This is a genomic window from Aeromonas sp. Y293-4, assembly GCF_027705905.1.
In the GTDB taxonomy this organism is placed as follows: Bacteria; Pseudomonadota; Gammaproteobacteria; order Enterobacterales; family Aeromonadaceae; genus Aeromonas; species Aeromonas veronii.
On record NZ_JAPDCI010000006.1, the window covers coordinates 119226 to 135021 of the forward strand.

Below are 15796 nucleotides of genomic sequence, written 5' to 3' on the forward strand. Positions count from 1 at the left end.
CTTACCTCACCTTCAGGGTGGCAAGACCCAGCAGCACCAGCACGAGGGTGATGATCCAGAAGCGCACGATGACGCGCGGCTCCGGCCAGCCCTTCTTCTCGTAGTGGTGATGGATCGGCGCCATGCGGAAGATCCGCACGCCGCGCAGCTTGTAAGACCCCACCTGCAGGATCACCGAGACAGTCTCCATCACGAAGACACCGCCCATGATCACCAGCAGGAACTCCTGGCGTACCAGCACGGCGATGGTGCCGAGCGCGCCGCCCAATGCCAGGGAACCGACGTCCCCCATGAAGACCTGTGCCGGATAGGTGTTGAACCAGAGAAAGCCCAGACCAGCCCCGACAATGGCGGTACAGACGATCACCAGCTCGGAGGTATAGGGCACGTAGGGAATGTGCAGGTAGCTGGCAAAGTTGACGTTACCGGTAGCCCAGGCGATCAGGGCAAAGCCCCCCGCCACCATCACGGTCGGCATGATGGCCAGGCCATCGAGACCGTCGGTCAGGTTGACCGCGTTGGAGGTGCCAACGATGACAAAGTAGGTCAGCACGATAAACATCAGGCCAAGCTGCGGCATCACATCCTTGAGGAAAGGCACCACCAGCTGGGTTTGGCCCTCATGGGTTGCGGTCGCATAGAGGAACACCGCCACCGCCAGCGCTACCGCGGATTGCCAGAAATACTTCCAGCGCGCGATCAGGCCGTCGGTATTCTTGCGCACCACCTTGAGGTAGTCGTCGGCAAAGCCGATGGCGCCGTAGGCACCCAGCACAAACAGCACCAGCCAGACATAGGGGTTGTCGAGGCGGCACCAGAGCAGCACAGACGTGAAAATCGCCGCAATGATCATCAGGCCACCCATAGTCGGGGTGCCCCGCTTGCTGAGGTGGGACTCGGGACCGTCGTTGCGGATCACCTGACCAAACTTCAGGATCTGCAGGCGACGGATCAGGCGTGGCCCCATCCAGAGGGCAACCCCCAGTCCGGTGATGATCGACAGGATGGCGCGAAACGTCAGGTAGGAGAAGACGTTGAAGAAGGTGAAGTGCGGGGTGAGCAGTTCGGCCAGCCAGACTAGCATGTGGCTGACTCCTGATGGCCTTTGACCATCTCGACGATATCTTCCATGCGGGAGCCACGGGCGCCCTTGACCAGAATCGAAATTTCCTGATGTGTATTTATCATTTGCGCAAGCACTTCAAACAACGACGCCTTGTTATCGAAATGTCGGCCAGCCGCGGCATCTGCGGTGTGGCGACTCTCTTCCCCCACTGTCAGCACGGCATCCAGACCGCGCTCGCGGGCATGACGGCCAACCCGGGCGTGTTGCTCGGCAGACTCCTCACCCAGTTCCCGCATATCACCGAACACCAGTACCTTGAAGCCGCCCATGGCGGTCAGGGCATCGATGCCCGCCAGCACGGACTCCACGCTGGCATTGTAGGTATCATCCACCAGAGTCAGACCGCCCCAGCGCTGGACGCAGAAGCGCCCCTTGACCGGTGCCATCTGTTCCAGCCCCGCCTTGACACAGGCGAGGGATGCGCCGAGGGCCAGACAGCCCGCGGCGGCAGCCAACGCATTGGCCACGTTGTGGCGACCCGGGATCGCCAGAGTCAGGCTCAGCTCACCCTGCGGAGTCACCATCACGAACTCGGCACAACCCTGAGTGTTGAGAACTACATCGCGAGCATGGAACGGCTGGCTCTGATCTTCGATGGAGAAGGCGCACTGAATGCCGCGTTCCCGCCACTTCGGCCAGAATTCGTTGTCGGCATTGACGATGGCGGTGCCGCCCTCGCTCAAGCCCTCAAAAATTTCGCTCTTGGCGTGAAACACCCCTTCCAGCGAGCCGAAGCCCTCCAGATGGGCCGCCGCCACATTGTTGATGATGGCGGCATCGGGTTTGGCCAGTGAAGTGGTCCAGGCGATCTCGCCCGGATGGTTGGCACCCAGCTCCATCACCGCAAACTTGTGTTGCGGCTCGAGGCGCAGCAGGGTGAGCGGCACGCCCACCTCGTTGTTGAAGTTGCCAGCGGTGGCCAGCACTTCCCCTTCGTTGCGCAGGATGGCGGTTGCCATCTCCTTCACCGTGGTCTTGCCGCAGCTGCCGGTAATGGCCAGCACTTTCGGGTTGATACGCTCGCGCACCAGTTTGCCGAGTCGGCCCAGTCCTTTCAGACTGTCGGCTACCACCAGCTGGGGGATGGCCAGCGGCAGCTCACGCTCGACCAGCAGGGCAGAGGCCCCAGCCTGAACGGCCTGCTCGCAAAAATCGTGGGCATCGAAGCGCTCGCCGCGCAGGGCAACGAACAGGGCTCCCGCGCCCAGAGTGCGGGTGTCGGTACTGACGACGGTGATCTCGCCATCGTTACCAATCAGACGGGCATCGAGTACCTGCGCCAGCTCGGCAAGCCTGAGGGTCATCATTTGAATGACTCCAATAATGTGTGCAAGGCGGCAGCGACGGTTTCCCGGTCGCTGTAGTGCCGCTTGTCGGTTCCAATGATCTGATAATCCTCGTGACCCTTACCGGCCACCAGGATGATGTCCTGTTTGCTCGCCTGACCGATGGCCAGCGAAATCGCCTTGACCCGGTCGTGCTCCACCTGCACCGCAGCAGGATCGCGAAGACCCGCCACCATGTCGGCCATGATCCGGGCCGGCTCCTCGGTACGGGGATTGTCGTCGGTCAGGATCACGCGATCCGCATACTGCTCGGCCATAGCGGCCATCATGGGGCGCTTGCCGCGATCGCGGTCGCCACCACAACCGACCAGACACCAGAGCTGCCCTGTGCAGTGCACCCGCAGGGCCTGCAATGCCTTCTCCAGTGCATCAGGGGTGTGGGCGTAATCGACCACCGCCAGCGGCGTATCGCCACCGCCAAAACACTCCATGCGACCGGTCACCGGCTGCAATTGAGGCGCTGTCGCCAGCAGTTCGTTGAAGTCGTGACCGAGCACCAGCATCACGCCCATCGCGGCCAGCACATTGCTGACGTTGAAGCGCCCGAGCAAGGGGGCGGATAATACACCATTCCCCCAGCTGGAGTTAATCTGCGCACGAAAACCTTGCTGGTGAAAATCGAGCTGCTGCGCCGTTAATTGACGGCCAGAATGGTGTTCAATCGGGCCATCCACACTGAAGGCCACCGCTGCCGGGTATTTTTCGAGCCACTTGGCACCCAACTCGTCATCACGGTTAATCACCGCATTCGACTCATCGACCAGCTGCAACAGCTGCTCCTTGGCGGCGCCATAGGCCTCCATGGTGCCGTGGTAGTCGAGGTGATCCCGGCTCAGGTTGGTAAAAACAGCAGCGGCAAACGGCAGCGCGGCGACGCGATGCTGCACCAGACCGTGGCTTGAAACCTCCATCGCTACCAGGTCCGCGCCCTGATCTTGCAGCGCAGCCAGATTGGCTTGCACCTGCACGGCGCTGCCGGTGGTATTTTCCGCTTCGATCAAATTGCCGAACAGGCCGTTGCCGATGGTGCCCATCACACCCGCCTTGCCACCCAGCAGGGTGCGCCAGTTGGCGACCAGCAGCGCCGTAGTGCTCTTGCCATTGGTGCCGGTGATCCCGACCAGATCCAGTTTTTTGGCTGGTTGATCGTAGAAATAACCTGCAAGAGCAGAGAGGTGAGCGGGCAGATCCCGCATCCCAATACAGGGAACCGGAGTCGATGGTGGGATAAATTCACCATCCTCCTCAAACACAACAGCGGTCGCTCCTTGAGCCACCGCCTGTTCGATAAACCGTCTGCCATCCACCTGATGGCCGCGAATGGCCACGAAGAGCGAGCCGGGGCCAACCCGCCGACTATCCAGCTGGATATCGGTCAGGGTGAGCGCCGGCGCCTGGATACCGAAGGGGCGCAGTAATGCATCAAGTGCGCGGGACAAGAGAAGCCTCCGTACGGGCAAGTTTGGTGGGCACCGCTGGCGGCACCGCATCGGGACGAATATTGAAGAGCTGCAGCACCCCGCCCATGGCCTCTGCAAACGGTGGGGTCGCCACGGCGCCGCCATAGTAGGCGCTACCTTTTGGCTCGTTGATCACCACCACCATGACGAAACGGGGATCACTGGCGGGTGCGAAACCGGCAAACCAGGCCATGTAATCCTTGCCATAGCCACCGGCGACGGCGACCTTGGCGGTACCACTCTTGCCACCGACCCGATAGCCCGGGATCTTGGCTTTTGGAATAGCGTTGTCGACCACATACTCCAGCGCCTGCAACATGGCAGCGGCGTTGTTGTGATCAATCACCTGCTCACCCTTGGGCGGCGTAGTCACCTTGACGATGGAGAGCGGCACCCGTTTGCCCTTGTTAGCCAGGGTGGCGTAGGCGGAAGCCAGCTGCAGCGGGGTGACCCGCAGACCATAACCGAACGAGAGGGTTGCCCGCTCGATATCGGACCAGCGACGACGCTGGGGCAGCATGCCGCTGCTCTCGCCCATCAGCCCGCTGCCGGTATCCATACCGAAACCGAACATGCTGAGGGTGTTGATCATCTCCTGCGCCGGCATCCGCAGCGCGATGCGCGACATACCGATGTTGGAGGAGTAGCGCAGGATATCGTAGAGGTTGGTCGCCTTGTGGATACTGACGTCCTTGATCTGCTTGGCACCGATAAAGAGCGGCCCACCAGGAATGAAATCTTTCCAGCTGGTGACACCTGCCTGCAAGGCACTGAGCAAAATCAATGGCTTGACGGTCGAACCAGGCTCGTAGGTATCAGTCACCACCCGGTTGCGTACCCGGAAGCTCTGATACTGGCCGCGGTTGTTCGGGTTATAGGAGGGGGTGTTGACCATGGCGAGCACTTCACCGGTCTTGATATCCAGCATCACCATGGAACCGGAGGTCGCCTTGTTCTCGTCGGTTGCCCGCTTGAGGGCACGGTAGGCCAGAGCCTGCACCCGCTGATCGATACTGAGCTGCAGATCGTTGGCGTTCTTGCCCTCTTTGACGATGCCAAGCCGCTCGATGACGCGCCCCTGACGATCCTTGCGCACCCGCATTTCGCCGGGTGTCGCCGTCAGCCATTCGTTGTAGCTGCGCTCGATCCCTTCAATACCGCTGCCATCGATGTTGGTCACCCCCACCAGATGGGCGCTGATCTCGCCGGTCGGGTAGAAGCGGCGCGCTTCTGGGCGCAGGTAGACGCCACCCAGCTTGAGCCCCTTGATATATTCCGCCACCGCAGGAGTAACCTGACGCTGCAGATAGACGAAGCGCTTGCTGGGGTTGGCGATGCGGTGTTTGAGGGTATTGATGTCGAGCTTGAGCACGGCAGAAAGTGCCAGCCAGGCTCGCTCATTATTGATGGCACCGGATTCATGCACCGTCTTGGGATCAGCCCAGACCGCCTCGACCGGTACCGAAACCGCCAGCTGCTCGCCGTTGCGATCGGTGATCATGCCGCGCACCGCCTGGGTAGAGGTGGTACGCAGGGAGCGCATGTCACCCTCCTGACGCAGACGATCCGGATTGATCACCTGGATCCAGGCCAGGCGCAGGATCAAACCCACAAACGCGATGCCGATAAACACCGCAAGCGTGCGAAAGCGCCACGGATAGATCGATGGCGCTTTGACATTCGCTTTGGCAGCTTTGGCTGTAGCCTTGCGTTTCATGGTTGGGTAATTACCTTCTCGGTGGTCACCAGCGGACGACCCATCTGCAACTTGTCCATCGCCAGACTCGCCACCCGGGAGTGTTCAGCCAGGGTGCCCTGCTCCAGCAGCAGGTGGCGCCATTCGATATTGAGGCGATCCTCTTCCGCCATCAGATCGTTCTGCTTGGCCGTCAGACCGCGGGTCATGTTGGTCACCAGGATCACGGCAAACGCGGTCACCAGCACGGCGACCGACAGAAAAATCTGCAGCTTGTGCCGCCAGAGATCGGCAACGATCTCCTTGGCCAGATGAACACGCACTTCGCTCATCGCTTACTCCGCCAGCCGTTCGGCAACCCGCAGCACCGAGCTGCGTGACCGGCTGTTTTCAGATACTTCATGATCAGAAGGCTTGAGTGCCTTGCCGACCGACTTCAATTTGCGACCGCCAGCCAGCTGGGCCTCGGTCAACGGAATGCCGTAAGGCACTTCCGGCCCCTTCTCGTGCTTGCGGATGAAATGCTTTACCAATCGGTCTTCCAACGAATGGAAGCTGATAACCGACAGACGGCCATGTGGTGCCAACACTTCCAGTGCACCGTTGAGCGCGGTTTCGATCTCGTCCAGCTCGCTGTTGATATAGATGCGAATGGCCTGGAAACTGCGGGTTGCCGCATGCTTGCCCTTCTCCTTGCTCGGATTGACCCGGGCAATCATCTCCGCCAGTTGACGGGTACGCACATAAGGCTCGGTCACACGGTCATGCACGATGGCGCGGGCGATCTTCTTGGCAAAACGCTCCTCACCGAAGGTCTTCAGCACCCAGGCGATGTCATCCACATCGGCCTTGGCCAGCCACTCGGCGGCGCTCTGACCGGAGGTGGGGTCCATCCGCATATCGAGAGGACCATCTTTCATAAAGCTGAAGCCGCGCTCGGCATCATCCAGCTGGGGTGAAGAGACCCCCAGATCCAGCAGGAAGCCATCCACCTTGCCCAGCAAACCGCGCTCATCCAGATAGGAGGCGATGCCGGAGAAGGGGCCGTGCACGACTTCGAAGCGGGGATCCTGGATCTTGGCCGCTTCGGCGATCGCCTGGGGATCGCGGTCGATGGCGATCAGGCGGCCATTGGGGCCAAGGTGCTGCAGGATCAGACGAGAATGACCACCACGGCCAAAAGTACCGTCGACGTAGACACCGTCCGGCTTGATGGCCAGACCTTCAACGGCTTCGTGCAGCAGCACTGTGATGTGTTCAGCGGCTTGGGTCATTTATAAAGAGAAATCCTGTAGTCGTGGTGAGCTTGCCCAATCGTCCCCGGGCAGACCCAAGATGTCGTCATTGACCTGTTGTTGCCAGCGGGCTTCATCCCACAGCTCAAACTTGTTGAGCTGGCCCACCAGCATGATTTTCTTGTCCAGCCCCGCATGGTTGCGCAGTGGCTGGCTGAGCAGCAGACGGCCATTGCCATCCAGCTCGCATTCGGTTGCATGTCCCAGCAGCAGTCGCTGCAAGCGGCGCTCTTGCGGATTCATGCTGGAGAGAGTCTTGAGCTTGCGCTCGACCTCTTCCCATTCATTCAGGGGATAAAGCAGCAAACAGGGATGGGCAATATCGATGGTGCAGACCAGCTGGCCGTCGCTTTCATCGCGCAGCCAATCACGGAATTTGGTCGGAATTGCCAGCCGCCCTTTACTGTCCAGGCTGATGGCATGAGCGCCACGCAACAAATTGCAGTCCCTGAAGGTGAGTGAGCAGGCAGATTGCCCCTCTAAAAACCACTTTGATCCACTTTTCCCCACCTTGAAGTTTAAGGACGTGCAGGGGGCTTTTCAAGCAAGGAGATGGGACAGAGGGAACATATTGACGCAGCAATTGCATACCGCGGATTGAGTGGGTTGATTTTCCACAAGTTATTTGGCGTTAAACTCTGGTGATTAATTGAAATAAGTGAATGAACTGAGAACATACACAATATGTGGGTGCGAACAACCATCCTCGGTTCTATCACCATCTATCGCTGCCATCGTGCCAAATACAAAACTATTCGATTGATTTAAAACATATAATTTCATTCAAAATGACAAGGTCGAAAATATCCTGCCAACGAAGCCATATTTTCTCATGCATAAAAAAGAGCCCCGCGATAAATCGCGGGGCTCTTCGGAATGAGGTCGGAGTCGGCCTGTAAGCCGGGTTCTGTACCGGGTTGCCCCGGGTAGCAATCATTCCTCTAGGCCAGCAATCGCTCGCTGGCTCAAGCAACCTACCCGCCCCCAACGCGGGCCGCGCCAATAGGGGCCTATTTGGTCTTGCTTCGGGTGGAGTTTACCGTGCCACGAACTGTTACCAGTCGCGCGGTGCGCTCTTACCGCACCCTTTCACCCTTACCTGATCCCTTGCGGGCCATCGGCGGTCTGCTCTCTGTTGCACTGGTCGTAGGCTCACGCCCCCCAGGCGTTACCTGGCACCCTGCCCTGTGAAGCCCGGACTTTCCTCCCCTCCGCCCGTCTGTCCCGAGGGACACAACGACGAAGCAGCGATTGCCCAGCCAACTCCGAGGCGCGGATTATAGCCTTGCGATACGCACGGGGTAAACCGGCAATTCCCGTTTACAGCCATTTATCGCGCTTTGGCCCCCGTTTATAGGCTGACTGATTGTCGATACAAGGGATTGCTCAGGTCAAAAAACAGTCTGACGACCTATTAACCGACTCAATAGTGCTCGAGACCGTATTTATAGAGGGCATTCTTCTTCACGCCGTGGATCTCGGCGGTCAGGGCAGCCGCTTTTTTCAGTGGCAGCTCAGTCACCAGCAGACCCAGAGTACGGATCGCCTCGGCTGGCAGATCCTCTTCTTCTTTGGAGGCACCAGCCACGACCAGCACGATCTCGCCGCGGCAGCGGTTGTCATCCTCACCGAGCCAGGTCAGCATTTCGGACGCTGGCAGACCATGGATAGACTCGAAGGTCTTGGTCAGCTCACGGCACACCACCACCTGACGCTCGCCGAGAATGCGAGCAATCGCTTCCACTGTATCCTGCACACGGCGCGGGGATTCGTAGAACACCAGCGAGCGGGTGTCTTCAATAACGGCTTGCAGGCGATCGTCACGTCCCTTGCTCTTGGCGGGCAGGAAGCCTTCAAAGGCAAAGCGATCGGTGGGCAGACCGGCCGCGCTCAAGGCGGTGATGGCGGCACAGGGACCGGGCAGCGGCACCACTTTGACCCCGGCTTCACGACAGCGGGTGACCAAGTGATAACCGGGGTCGCTGATGAGCGGGGTGCCGGCATCGGAGACCAGCGCAACACTCTTGCCCTCTTTGATCCGGCCGATCAGCACATCGGCTTTCTGCTGCTCGTTGTGATCGTGCAGGGCGAAGGTCGGCACCGAGATTTGGTAGTGGCTGAGCAGAATACCGGTATGACGGGTATCTTCGGCTGCCACCAGATCGACACTGCGTAAAATGTCCAATGCACGCTGGGTGATGTCCGCCAGATTGCCGATCGGAGTGGGGACTATATACAGGGTTGGGATGTCACTCATGGGATCTCCGAGTGCCCCGACAATTGTGTCGCCATATTGGCCCGTTTACACTATGGGGAACTTCAACACTGGTCGGGGAATGAACTTGAACCGGGTTACAAAGCAGCTAAGTGTATCACGACTCTTCGGCATCATACTCGCGGCAGTACTGCTCGCCGCCTGTGCGTCGGAGCCCAATCAACCGTCAGGGCAGTCAGGCATGCCCTCTGCGTTCTCCAATCTGACCAAGAATGCCCAGTGGTATCTTGAGCAGGTGGATCCGGCCAAGCCGGCCGAGGCTTTTACCTGGCAGATGCTGGCGGCACGCAGCTATCTGGCGCTGGGCCAGGCCAAACCGGCCTCGGCACTGTTCCAGCAATTGCAGAAGCAGGCCAAGGATCCCGTTCAGAAGGCACAGCTGCAACTGCTGCAAGCCCATCTGTTGCTGGCGCAAGGCCACGCCAATCAGGCGCTGATCCTGCTGGAAGGCAAACCCGAGGTAGTGCTGGATGCCGATACCCAGAAGGATTGGTATCGCCAGCGCGTCGTACTGCAGCTCGACATCAACAACAAGTTTGGCGCAGCCAAGTCGTTGATTGCACTGGAGCCCTACCTCAATCAGAGCGAGCAGGCCACCAACCATCAGCAAATCTGGTCGTTGCTCAAAAGCATGACCCCCTCCACCCTGCAGGCACTGGAAGAAGCACCAGCCCCTGATGTGACCACCGGCTGGTTGCGACTGGCGGCACTGGTCAACGAGTTTGGCGCCCAGCCGAACCTGCTGGCCCGCCAACTGGCAGGCTGGAAGCGCGACTTCCCCAACCATCCAGCCCAGAAAGATATGCCGGCAGGATTGGGCGATCTGGCTGCAACTGCCAGCACCTCAGTGCAACAGATCGCTGTGCTGCTGCCCCTCTCCGGCAATCTGGAGCCGCAGGGCGCCGCCATCCGTAACGGTATGTTGATGTCTTATAAGGAAAATCAAGGGCAATTCACCCTGAACTTCTACGACACCCAGAGCAAGTCGACCGGCGACCTTTATAAGCAGGCGATTCAGGAAGGGGCTGACATGATCATAGGCCCGCTGCTGAAAGACCGGGTCGAGGAGCTGCTCAAGGCCAATCCGACCGTGCCGGTACTGGCACTCAACGAGCTGGACAAGCCGGTCGTCAACGACACCACCTACTACTTCTCCCTCTCTGCCGCCGCAGATGCCGCGCAGGCAGCTCAGTACCTTTACACCCAGGGCTACCGCAAACCGCTGCTGATCGCCGCCCAGGGTCGGATCGGTTACAGCAGTATCAAAGCGTTCGAGCAGAGCTGGGCCACCCTGAGCCAGGATAAGCCGGTGGTTGCCACCTTCGGTGCCCGCAACGAAGTACAGGGGATGGTCAAGAATGCCCTGAGCGGCCGCTCTACCGCCCGTGCTGGCGAGGTAGTGCAACTCTCTGATGCCGCACCGCGCAGCATCGATGCCGTTTATGTGGTGGCCAACAGCCTGGAAACCCGGATGATCAAGCCCTACGTGGATGTCTCGGTCAATCCGATGGGCAGCCTGCCCATCTACACCAGCTCCCGCGGCTACGACAGCGCCGCCACCGAGGTCGCCTCCGAGCTCAACGGCATGCATATCGCCGATATGCCGCTGCTGCTAGGCGGCTACGAGAAACAGCGCGAGCAGATCGCCCTGCTCTGGCCGCAGACTCAGGGCGACCTGCTGCGTCTGTTTGCCATGGGCTACGATGCCGTCAGCCTGGCTGAGAACCTGCAGCAGATGCGCAAGGTGGGTGGCATGCAGCAGGCCGGCATGAGCGGTCAGCTGAGCGTGGATGCCCAGGGCAATATCGTGCGGATGCTGAGCTGGGGTACTTACCAGAACGGCAAACTGGTCGACGAGAACGCCGTTCAGCAACTGGAGGAGCCCTCCAATGAAGGAACTATGGAAACGGATACGCCAGCAGTTGCCGAGCCTGTTCCCCTCACCAACGAGCAAGGGACAGCACTTTGAACAAGTCGCTGAACGCTGGTTGCAGGCTCGGGGCCTGCAACCGGTAGCTCGCAACTACCGCTGTCGTGGCGGTGAAATAGATCTCATCATGCACCAGGGCCAGACCCTGGTGTTTGTTGAGGTGCGCTACCGGGCCACCGGCAGCCATGGCGGGGCCGCCAGCTCGGTCACCCGCAGCAAACAGCACAAGATCATGCTGGCAGCGCGCCACTATTTGAAGCAACATGCCATCAACGAGGCCAATCAGGCCTGCCGATTCGATGTGATTGCGTTCGAGGGCGACCAGCCAGCCTGGATCCAGAACGCATTTTAAGAGGACCCTATGACTGATCGCATCAAAGAGAACTACACCGAAAGCATCCAGACCAAGATAGCCGCCGCCGAGGCGCTGCCGGATGCCATCCATACTGCAGCCCAGATGATCACCATCTGCCTGCTCAATGGCCACAAGGTGCTGGCATGCGGTAACGGTCCTTCTGCCGCACTGGCGCAACTGTTCATCTCCGAGCTGGTCAACTGCTACGAGACCCAGCGCCCCTCCCTGCCCGGCATGGCCCTGACCCCGGACATGGCGACCATCAGCGCCATCGCCACCGACCACGGTTTTGAAGAGGTCTACGCCAAGCAGATCCGCGCGCTGGGCCAGCCTGGCGACATTCTGGTGGTCATCACCACCTCCGGCCACAGCCGCAGCCTGATCAAGGCCGCCGAAGCCGCCCTCTCCCGCGACATGACCATAGTGGTGCTGAGCGGGGGTGACGGTGGCGAAATGGCAGGTCTGCTCGGCCCGAACGATGTGGAGATCCGTGTTCCCTCCGCCCGTCGCCCTCGCATTCTGGAAGTGAACCTGTTGACCCTGCACTGCCTGTGTGATCTCATCGACCAGACACTTTTCCCGCAACAGGAAGATTGAAACCATGAAAAAGCACACTATCCTGCTCGGTCTGCTGGTTAGCACCCTGCTGCTGCAAGGCTGCGCAGCCCTGGTTGTTGGCGGCGCCGCAGGGACTGCCAAGGCCTCTGGCGATCGCCGGACGCTGGGCGCGCAGTGGGATGACCAGACCATCGAGCTGAAAGCGGCCAATCTGCTGGCCGACAACAAACCACTCAGCGCAGCCAGCAAGATCAGCGTCTACAGCAACAATGGCCGCGTCCTGCTGGTCGGACAGACACCTTCTGACGTTTACAAGATTGAGGCGGGCAAAATTGTCAGTCGCATCGAAGGGGTTCGCCACGTCTACAACGAATTGCGCATCGGCCAACCTGCCAGTTTCACCACTCGCAGCAATGACTCCTGGATCACCTCCAAGGTGAAAGCCGACATGTTCGGCACCAAGAATTTCGACAGCACCAAGGTCAAGGTGGTCACCGAGAACGGCGAGGTGTTCCTGATTGGTCTGGTGACACGTCAGGAGGGAGAGCAGGCAGTCAACATCGCCCGCCATGTCACTGGCGTGAAGCGCGTGATCAAGGCCTTCGAGTTCGCCCAGAACTAAGCCCGACCGCACATAAAAAAACGCAGCCAATCGGCTGCGTTTTTTATTTGATCACCTTCAGGGTCGGACGACCGCTTGGACGCGGCGGTTCCGGCTCAGGCTCCACCGGCGCTTCAGCCTGCTCCAGCCAGATATCGTAACCCGGCTCAGGCGGGAACATGGTGCCCACGCCGTTCTCCCGGGCATGAATAGCCAGTACGGCTGCCATCGGGATGTAAACCTGCTGGGAGACCCCGCCAAAGCGGGCACTGAAGCTGATTGCTTCGTTATCCATGTGAAATTGCATCACGGCTCGGGGCGCGATATTCAGCACAATTTGCCCGTCCTGAGCAAACTGCATCGGCACCATCACATGGGGAATGTTGACGTTGACCACCAGATGAGGGGTCAGATCGTTGTCCAGCAACCAGTCAAAGAACGCCCGTAACAAGTACGGGCGGCTCGGTGTCATTGTCGGTTCCATGCTCATACGCCAGCACGGATCTCGCGTTCGGCTTCGGTCAGGGAAGCCTGGAAGGACTCACGCTCGAACAGACGAACCATGTAGGCCTTCAGCTCTTTGGCGCCACGACCGGTCAGGTCGATGCCAAGGCTCGGCAGACGCCACAGCAGCGGTGCCATGTAGCAATCCACCAGACCGAACTCTTCGCTCATGAAATAGGGCATTTCACCGAAGATCGGCGCGATGGCCAGCAGGTTGTCACGCAGTTCGTTGCGTGCTGCTTCAGCATCGGCACCGGCCATGATCTTGTCGGCCAGGGAGTACCAGTCCAGCTCGATGCGGTGCATCATCAGACGGCTGTTACCGCGGGCAACCGGGTAAACAGGCATCAGGGGCGGATGCGGGAAGCGCTCGTCCAGATACTCCATGATGATGCGCGAGGTGTAGAGTGCCAGCTCACGATCAACCAGGGTCGGTACAGAGTTGTACGGGTTCAGCTCGGCCAGCTCATCCGGCAGATTGGCTGGATCAACCTGGCAGATATCCACGCTAACACCCTTCTCCGCCAGGACAATACGCACCTGATGGCTGAACATATCGTTGGCACCGGAAAACAGCGTCATTACCGAACGCTTATTGGCAGCTACAGCCATTGAACCCTCCCGTCATTAAAAAGCAGAAACGGCAATGAAGCATCTTGGTCTTCATTGCCGTGCATTATATTACCCGGATCTGGTCGCTTAGTGAACGTCGCGCCAGAATTCCTTCTTCAACAGCACAGTGAAGATGAAGAAGATCACGATGAAACCAAGCACCCAGAAGCCCATGCGTTCACGCTCCTGTTGTACCGGTTCAGCCGAGTAGACCAAGAAGTTTACCAGATCCAGTACCGTCTGATCATACTCTTCGTCATCCATTTCACCATTACCGTCAGATTTGATGCTGACAACCTGCTGGGTTTCCACTCCGTCGACCGTGTGAGTAGCGAACTCTGCACGGGGGGTTCCCTGCAACGGCTCCAGCACATGGGGCATGCCCACGGACGGGAACACGGCGTTGTTCACCCCGAACGGACGGGTCTCATCCACGTAGAAGGAACGCAGATAGGTGTAGATCCAGTCTGCACCGCGCACCCGGGCAACCAGAGTCAGATCGGGGGGCGGCGCACCAAACCACTTGGCGGCATCCTTCTCGGACATGGCGCTCTTCATCAGATCACCCACTTTGGCGCCGGTGAAGATGAGGTTCTCCTTCATCAACTCCTCGGGGATCTCCAGATCGGCAGCAACCCGGTTGTAGCGTTGATACTGGGTAGAGTGGCAGCCTGCACAATAGTTCATGAAGGTGGCAGCTCCACGTTGCAGGGATGCCTTGTCGCTCAGATCATAATTGGCTTTGTCCAGATGCACGGCCCCAGCATTGGCAAACACCAGTGATGGCAGCAGGGTCAGCACTGCAAATATTATTTTTTTCATTTAAATGTAACCCTCTCCGGCAGCGGCTTGGTGCGTTCGTTTTTGCTGTAGAAGAACAACAGCACGAAGAAACCGAAATAACCCAAGGTACAAATCTGGGCAACCAGCGTCAGGGTCGGCGTCGACGGCAGTACACCCAGCACCCCCAGGATGATAAAGCAGACCACGAACTGGGCGATGTTAAGCTTGTGCAGCTTGCTGCGATAGCGAACAGAACGCACCTTGCAGCGATCCAGCCAAGGCAGCAGGAACAACACCACAATAGAGAGGCCCATCATGATGACGCCCAGAAGCTTGTCGGGTACGGCACGCAAAATCGCGTAGAAGGGAGTGAAGTACCACACAGGCGCGATGTGAGCAGGAGTCTTCAGGCCGTTGGCCACTTCAAAGTTCGGCTTCTCGAGGAAGTAACCCCACATATCCGGCTTGAAGAAAATGATGGCGCAGAAGAAGAACAGGAAGCCCGCCACACCGATCATGTCCTTGACGGTGAAATAAGGGTGGAACGCCACCGCATCCAGCGGCCAGCCGTTTTCGTCCTTGTGCTTCTTGATGTCGATACCATCCGGGTTGTTGGAGCCCACTTCGTGCAACGCCAGAATGTGCATGGCAACCAGCATCACCAGCACCAGCGGCAACGCGATGACGTGCAGCGCGAAGAAGCGGTTCAGGGTCGCACCGGAGATCACGTAGTCACCGCGGATCCACAGGGTCAGATCGTCACCGATGACCGGAATGGCGCCAAACAGCGAGATGATGACCTGAGCCCCCCAGAATGACATCTGGCCCCAGGGCAGCAAGTAGCCCATAAAGGCCTCTGCCATCAGCACCAGGAAGATCAGCATGCCGAAGATCCACAGCAGTTCACGAGGCTTCTGATAAGAGCCATAGATCATGCCGCGGAACATGTGCATGTAGACCACGATGAAGAATGCAGACGCACCGGTTGAGTGCATGTAACGCAGCAGCCAGCCGTACTCCACATCGCGCATGATGTACTCCACGGAGGCAAACGCACCTTCCGCAGAGGGGTTGTAGTTCATGGTCAGCCAGATACCGGTGATGATCTGGTTGACCAGCACCAGCATGGCCAGCGAGCCGAAGAAGTACCAGAAGTTCAGGTTCTTCGGTGCCGGATACTTGGCCATGTGGTCGTTGTACATGGCCGTGAGCGGGAATCGATAATCGATCCAGCCCATCAGTTTACTCAACATGG

Annotated in this window: 16 protein-coding genes and 1 other RNA gene; 4 read left to right on the top strand and 13 right to left on the bottom strand. The window is 59.0% G+C overall.

Annotated features, from left to right (window positions below; genetic code table 11):
- Position 1: 1 nt before the first annotated feature.
- From mraY to rsmI, 9 genes are all read right to left on the bottom strand, one after another.
- Positions 2–1084 carry a phospho-N-acetylmuramoyl-pentapeptide-transferase gene (mraY, locus tag OKC31_RS08930; RefSeq protein WP_005356635.1) on the bottom strand — a complete coding sequence of 361 codons (1083 nt, stop codon included), beginning with the start codon at positions 1082–1084 and terminating at the stop codon, positions 2–4.
- Positions 1078–2433 (bottom strand): UDP-N-acetylmuramoyl-tripeptide--D-alanyl-D-alanine ligase, encoded by a 1356-nt coding sequence (locus tag OKC31_RS08935; protein ID WP_247823581.1) that lies wholly within the window; start codon positions 2431–2433, stop codon positions 1078–1080. The genes mraY and OKC31_RS08935 overlap by 7 nt, the downstream gene beginning before the upstream one ends.
- On the bottom strand, positions 2430–3962 hold the full coding sequence (gene murE / locus OKC31_RS08940) for a UDP-N-acetylmuramoyl-L-alanyl-D-glutamate--2,6-diaminopimelate ligase (protein WP_139734534.1): 1533 nt from the start codon (positions 3960–3962) through the stop codon (positions 2430–2432). The genes OKC31_RS08935 and murE overlap by 4 nt, the downstream gene beginning before the upstream one ends.
- A complete protein-coding gene (locus OKC31_RS08945; protein WP_005336163.1) occupies positions 3895–5649 on the bottom strand; it encodes a peptidoglycan glycosyltransferase FtsI in 1755 nt (584 codons plus the stop codon). The genes murE and OKC31_RS08945 overlap by 68 nt, the downstream gene beginning before the upstream one ends.
- Entirely contained in the window at positions 5646–5960 is a 315-nt protein-coding gene (gene ftsL / locus OKC31_RS08950; RefSeq protein WP_005336166.1) for a cell division protein FtsL, read from the bottom strand. The genes OKC31_RS08945 and ftsL overlap by 4 nt, the downstream gene beginning before the upstream one ends.
- 3 nt (positions 5961–5963) lie before the next feature.
- The gene (gene rsmH, locus OKC31_RS08955) at positions 5964–6902 is read right to left on the bottom strand and encodes a 16S rRNA (cytosine(1402)-N(4))-methyltransferase RsmH (protein ID WP_247823582.1); all 939 of its coding nucleotides are present in this window, start codon (positions 6900–6902) and stop codon (positions 5964–5966) included.
- On the bottom strand, positions 6903–7361 hold the full coding sequence (mraZ, locus tag OKC31_RS08960; protein WP_013723406.1) for a division/cell wall cluster transcriptional repressor MraZ: 459 nt from the start codon (positions 7359–7361) through the stop codon (positions 6903–6905).
- Between the two features lie 442 nt (positions 7362–7803).
- Positions 7804–8190, bottom strand: an RNA gene (gene rnpB / locus OKC31_RS08965) — RNase P RNA component class A.
- Positions 8191–8346: 156 nt separating this feature from the next.
- On the bottom strand, positions 8347–9180 hold the full coding sequence (gene rsmI / locus OKC31_RS08970; RefSeq protein WP_047438714.1) for a 16S rRNA (cytidine(1402)-2'-O)-methyltransferase: 834 nt from the start codon (positions 9178–9180) through the stop codon (positions 8347–8349).
- Positions 9181–9379: 199 nt separating this feature from the next.
- Between rsmI and OKC31_RS08975 the strand changes: the two genes are divergently transcribed.
- Genes OKC31_RS08975 through dolP form a run of 4 tightly spaced genes read left to right on the top strand, consistent with a single transcriptional unit; the run spans position 9380 to position 12663 of the window.
- Positions 9380–11167 carry a penicillin-binding protein activator gene (locus tag OKC31_RS08975; RefSeq protein ID WP_225315380.1) on the top strand — a complete coding sequence of 596 codons (1788 nt, stop codon included), beginning with the start codon at positions 9380–9382 and terminating at the stop codon, positions 11165–11167.
- A complete protein-coding gene (locus OKC31_RS08980; RefSeq protein WP_058057529.1) occupies positions 11088–11480 on the top strand; it encodes a YraN family protein in 393 nt (130 codons plus the stop codon). The genes OKC31_RS08975 and OKC31_RS08980 overlap by 80 nt, the downstream gene beginning before the upstream one ends.
- A 9-nt stretch (positions 11481–11489) precedes the next feature.
- Positions 11490–12080 (top strand): D-sedoheptulose-7-phosphate isomerase, encoded by a 591-nt coding sequence (locus OKC31_RS08985; RefSeq protein ID WP_005336275.1) that lies wholly within the window; start codon positions 11490–11492, stop codon positions 12078–12080.
- Between the two features lie 4 nt (positions 12081–12084).
- On the top strand, positions 12085–12663 hold the full coding sequence (dolP, locus tag OKC31_RS08990) for a division/outer membrane stress-associated lipid-binding lipoprotein (RefSeq protein WP_005336277.1): 579 nt from the start codon (positions 12085–12087) through the stop codon (positions 12661–12663).
- A 43-nt stretch (positions 12664–12706) separates the two neighbouring features.
- Here the strand turns inward: dolP and OKC31_RS08995 are convergent, their stop codons facing one another.
- From OKC31_RS08995 to OKC31_RS09010, 4 genes are all read right to left on the bottom strand, one after another.
- Entirely contained in the window at positions 12707–13132 is a 426-nt protein-coding gene (locus OKC31_RS08995) for a ClpXP protease specificity-enhancing factor (RefSeq protein ID WP_005336278.1), read from the bottom strand.
- Entirely contained in the window at positions 13129–13758 is a 630-nt protein-coding gene (gene sspA / locus OKC31_RS09000) for a stringent starvation protein SspA (RefSeq protein WP_201943706.1), read from the bottom strand. The genes OKC31_RS08995 and sspA overlap by 4 nt, the downstream gene beginning before the upstream one ends.
- An 87-nt stretch (positions 13759–13845) precedes the next feature.
- The gene (locus OKC31_RS09005; RefSeq protein WP_110303993.1) at positions 13846–14580 is read right to left on the bottom strand and encodes a cytochrome c1; all 735 of its coding nucleotides are present in this window, start codon (positions 14578–14580) and stop codon (positions 13846–13848) included.
- On the bottom strand, positions 14577–15794 hold the full coding sequence (locus OKC31_RS09010) for a cytochrome b (RefSeq protein ID WP_040068842.1): 1218 nt from the start codon (positions 15792–15794) through the stop codon (positions 14577–14579). Before OKC31_RS09010 ends, OKC31_RS09005 begins: the two co-directional genes overlap by 4 nt.
- Positions 15795–15796 lie beyond the last annotated feature (2 nt).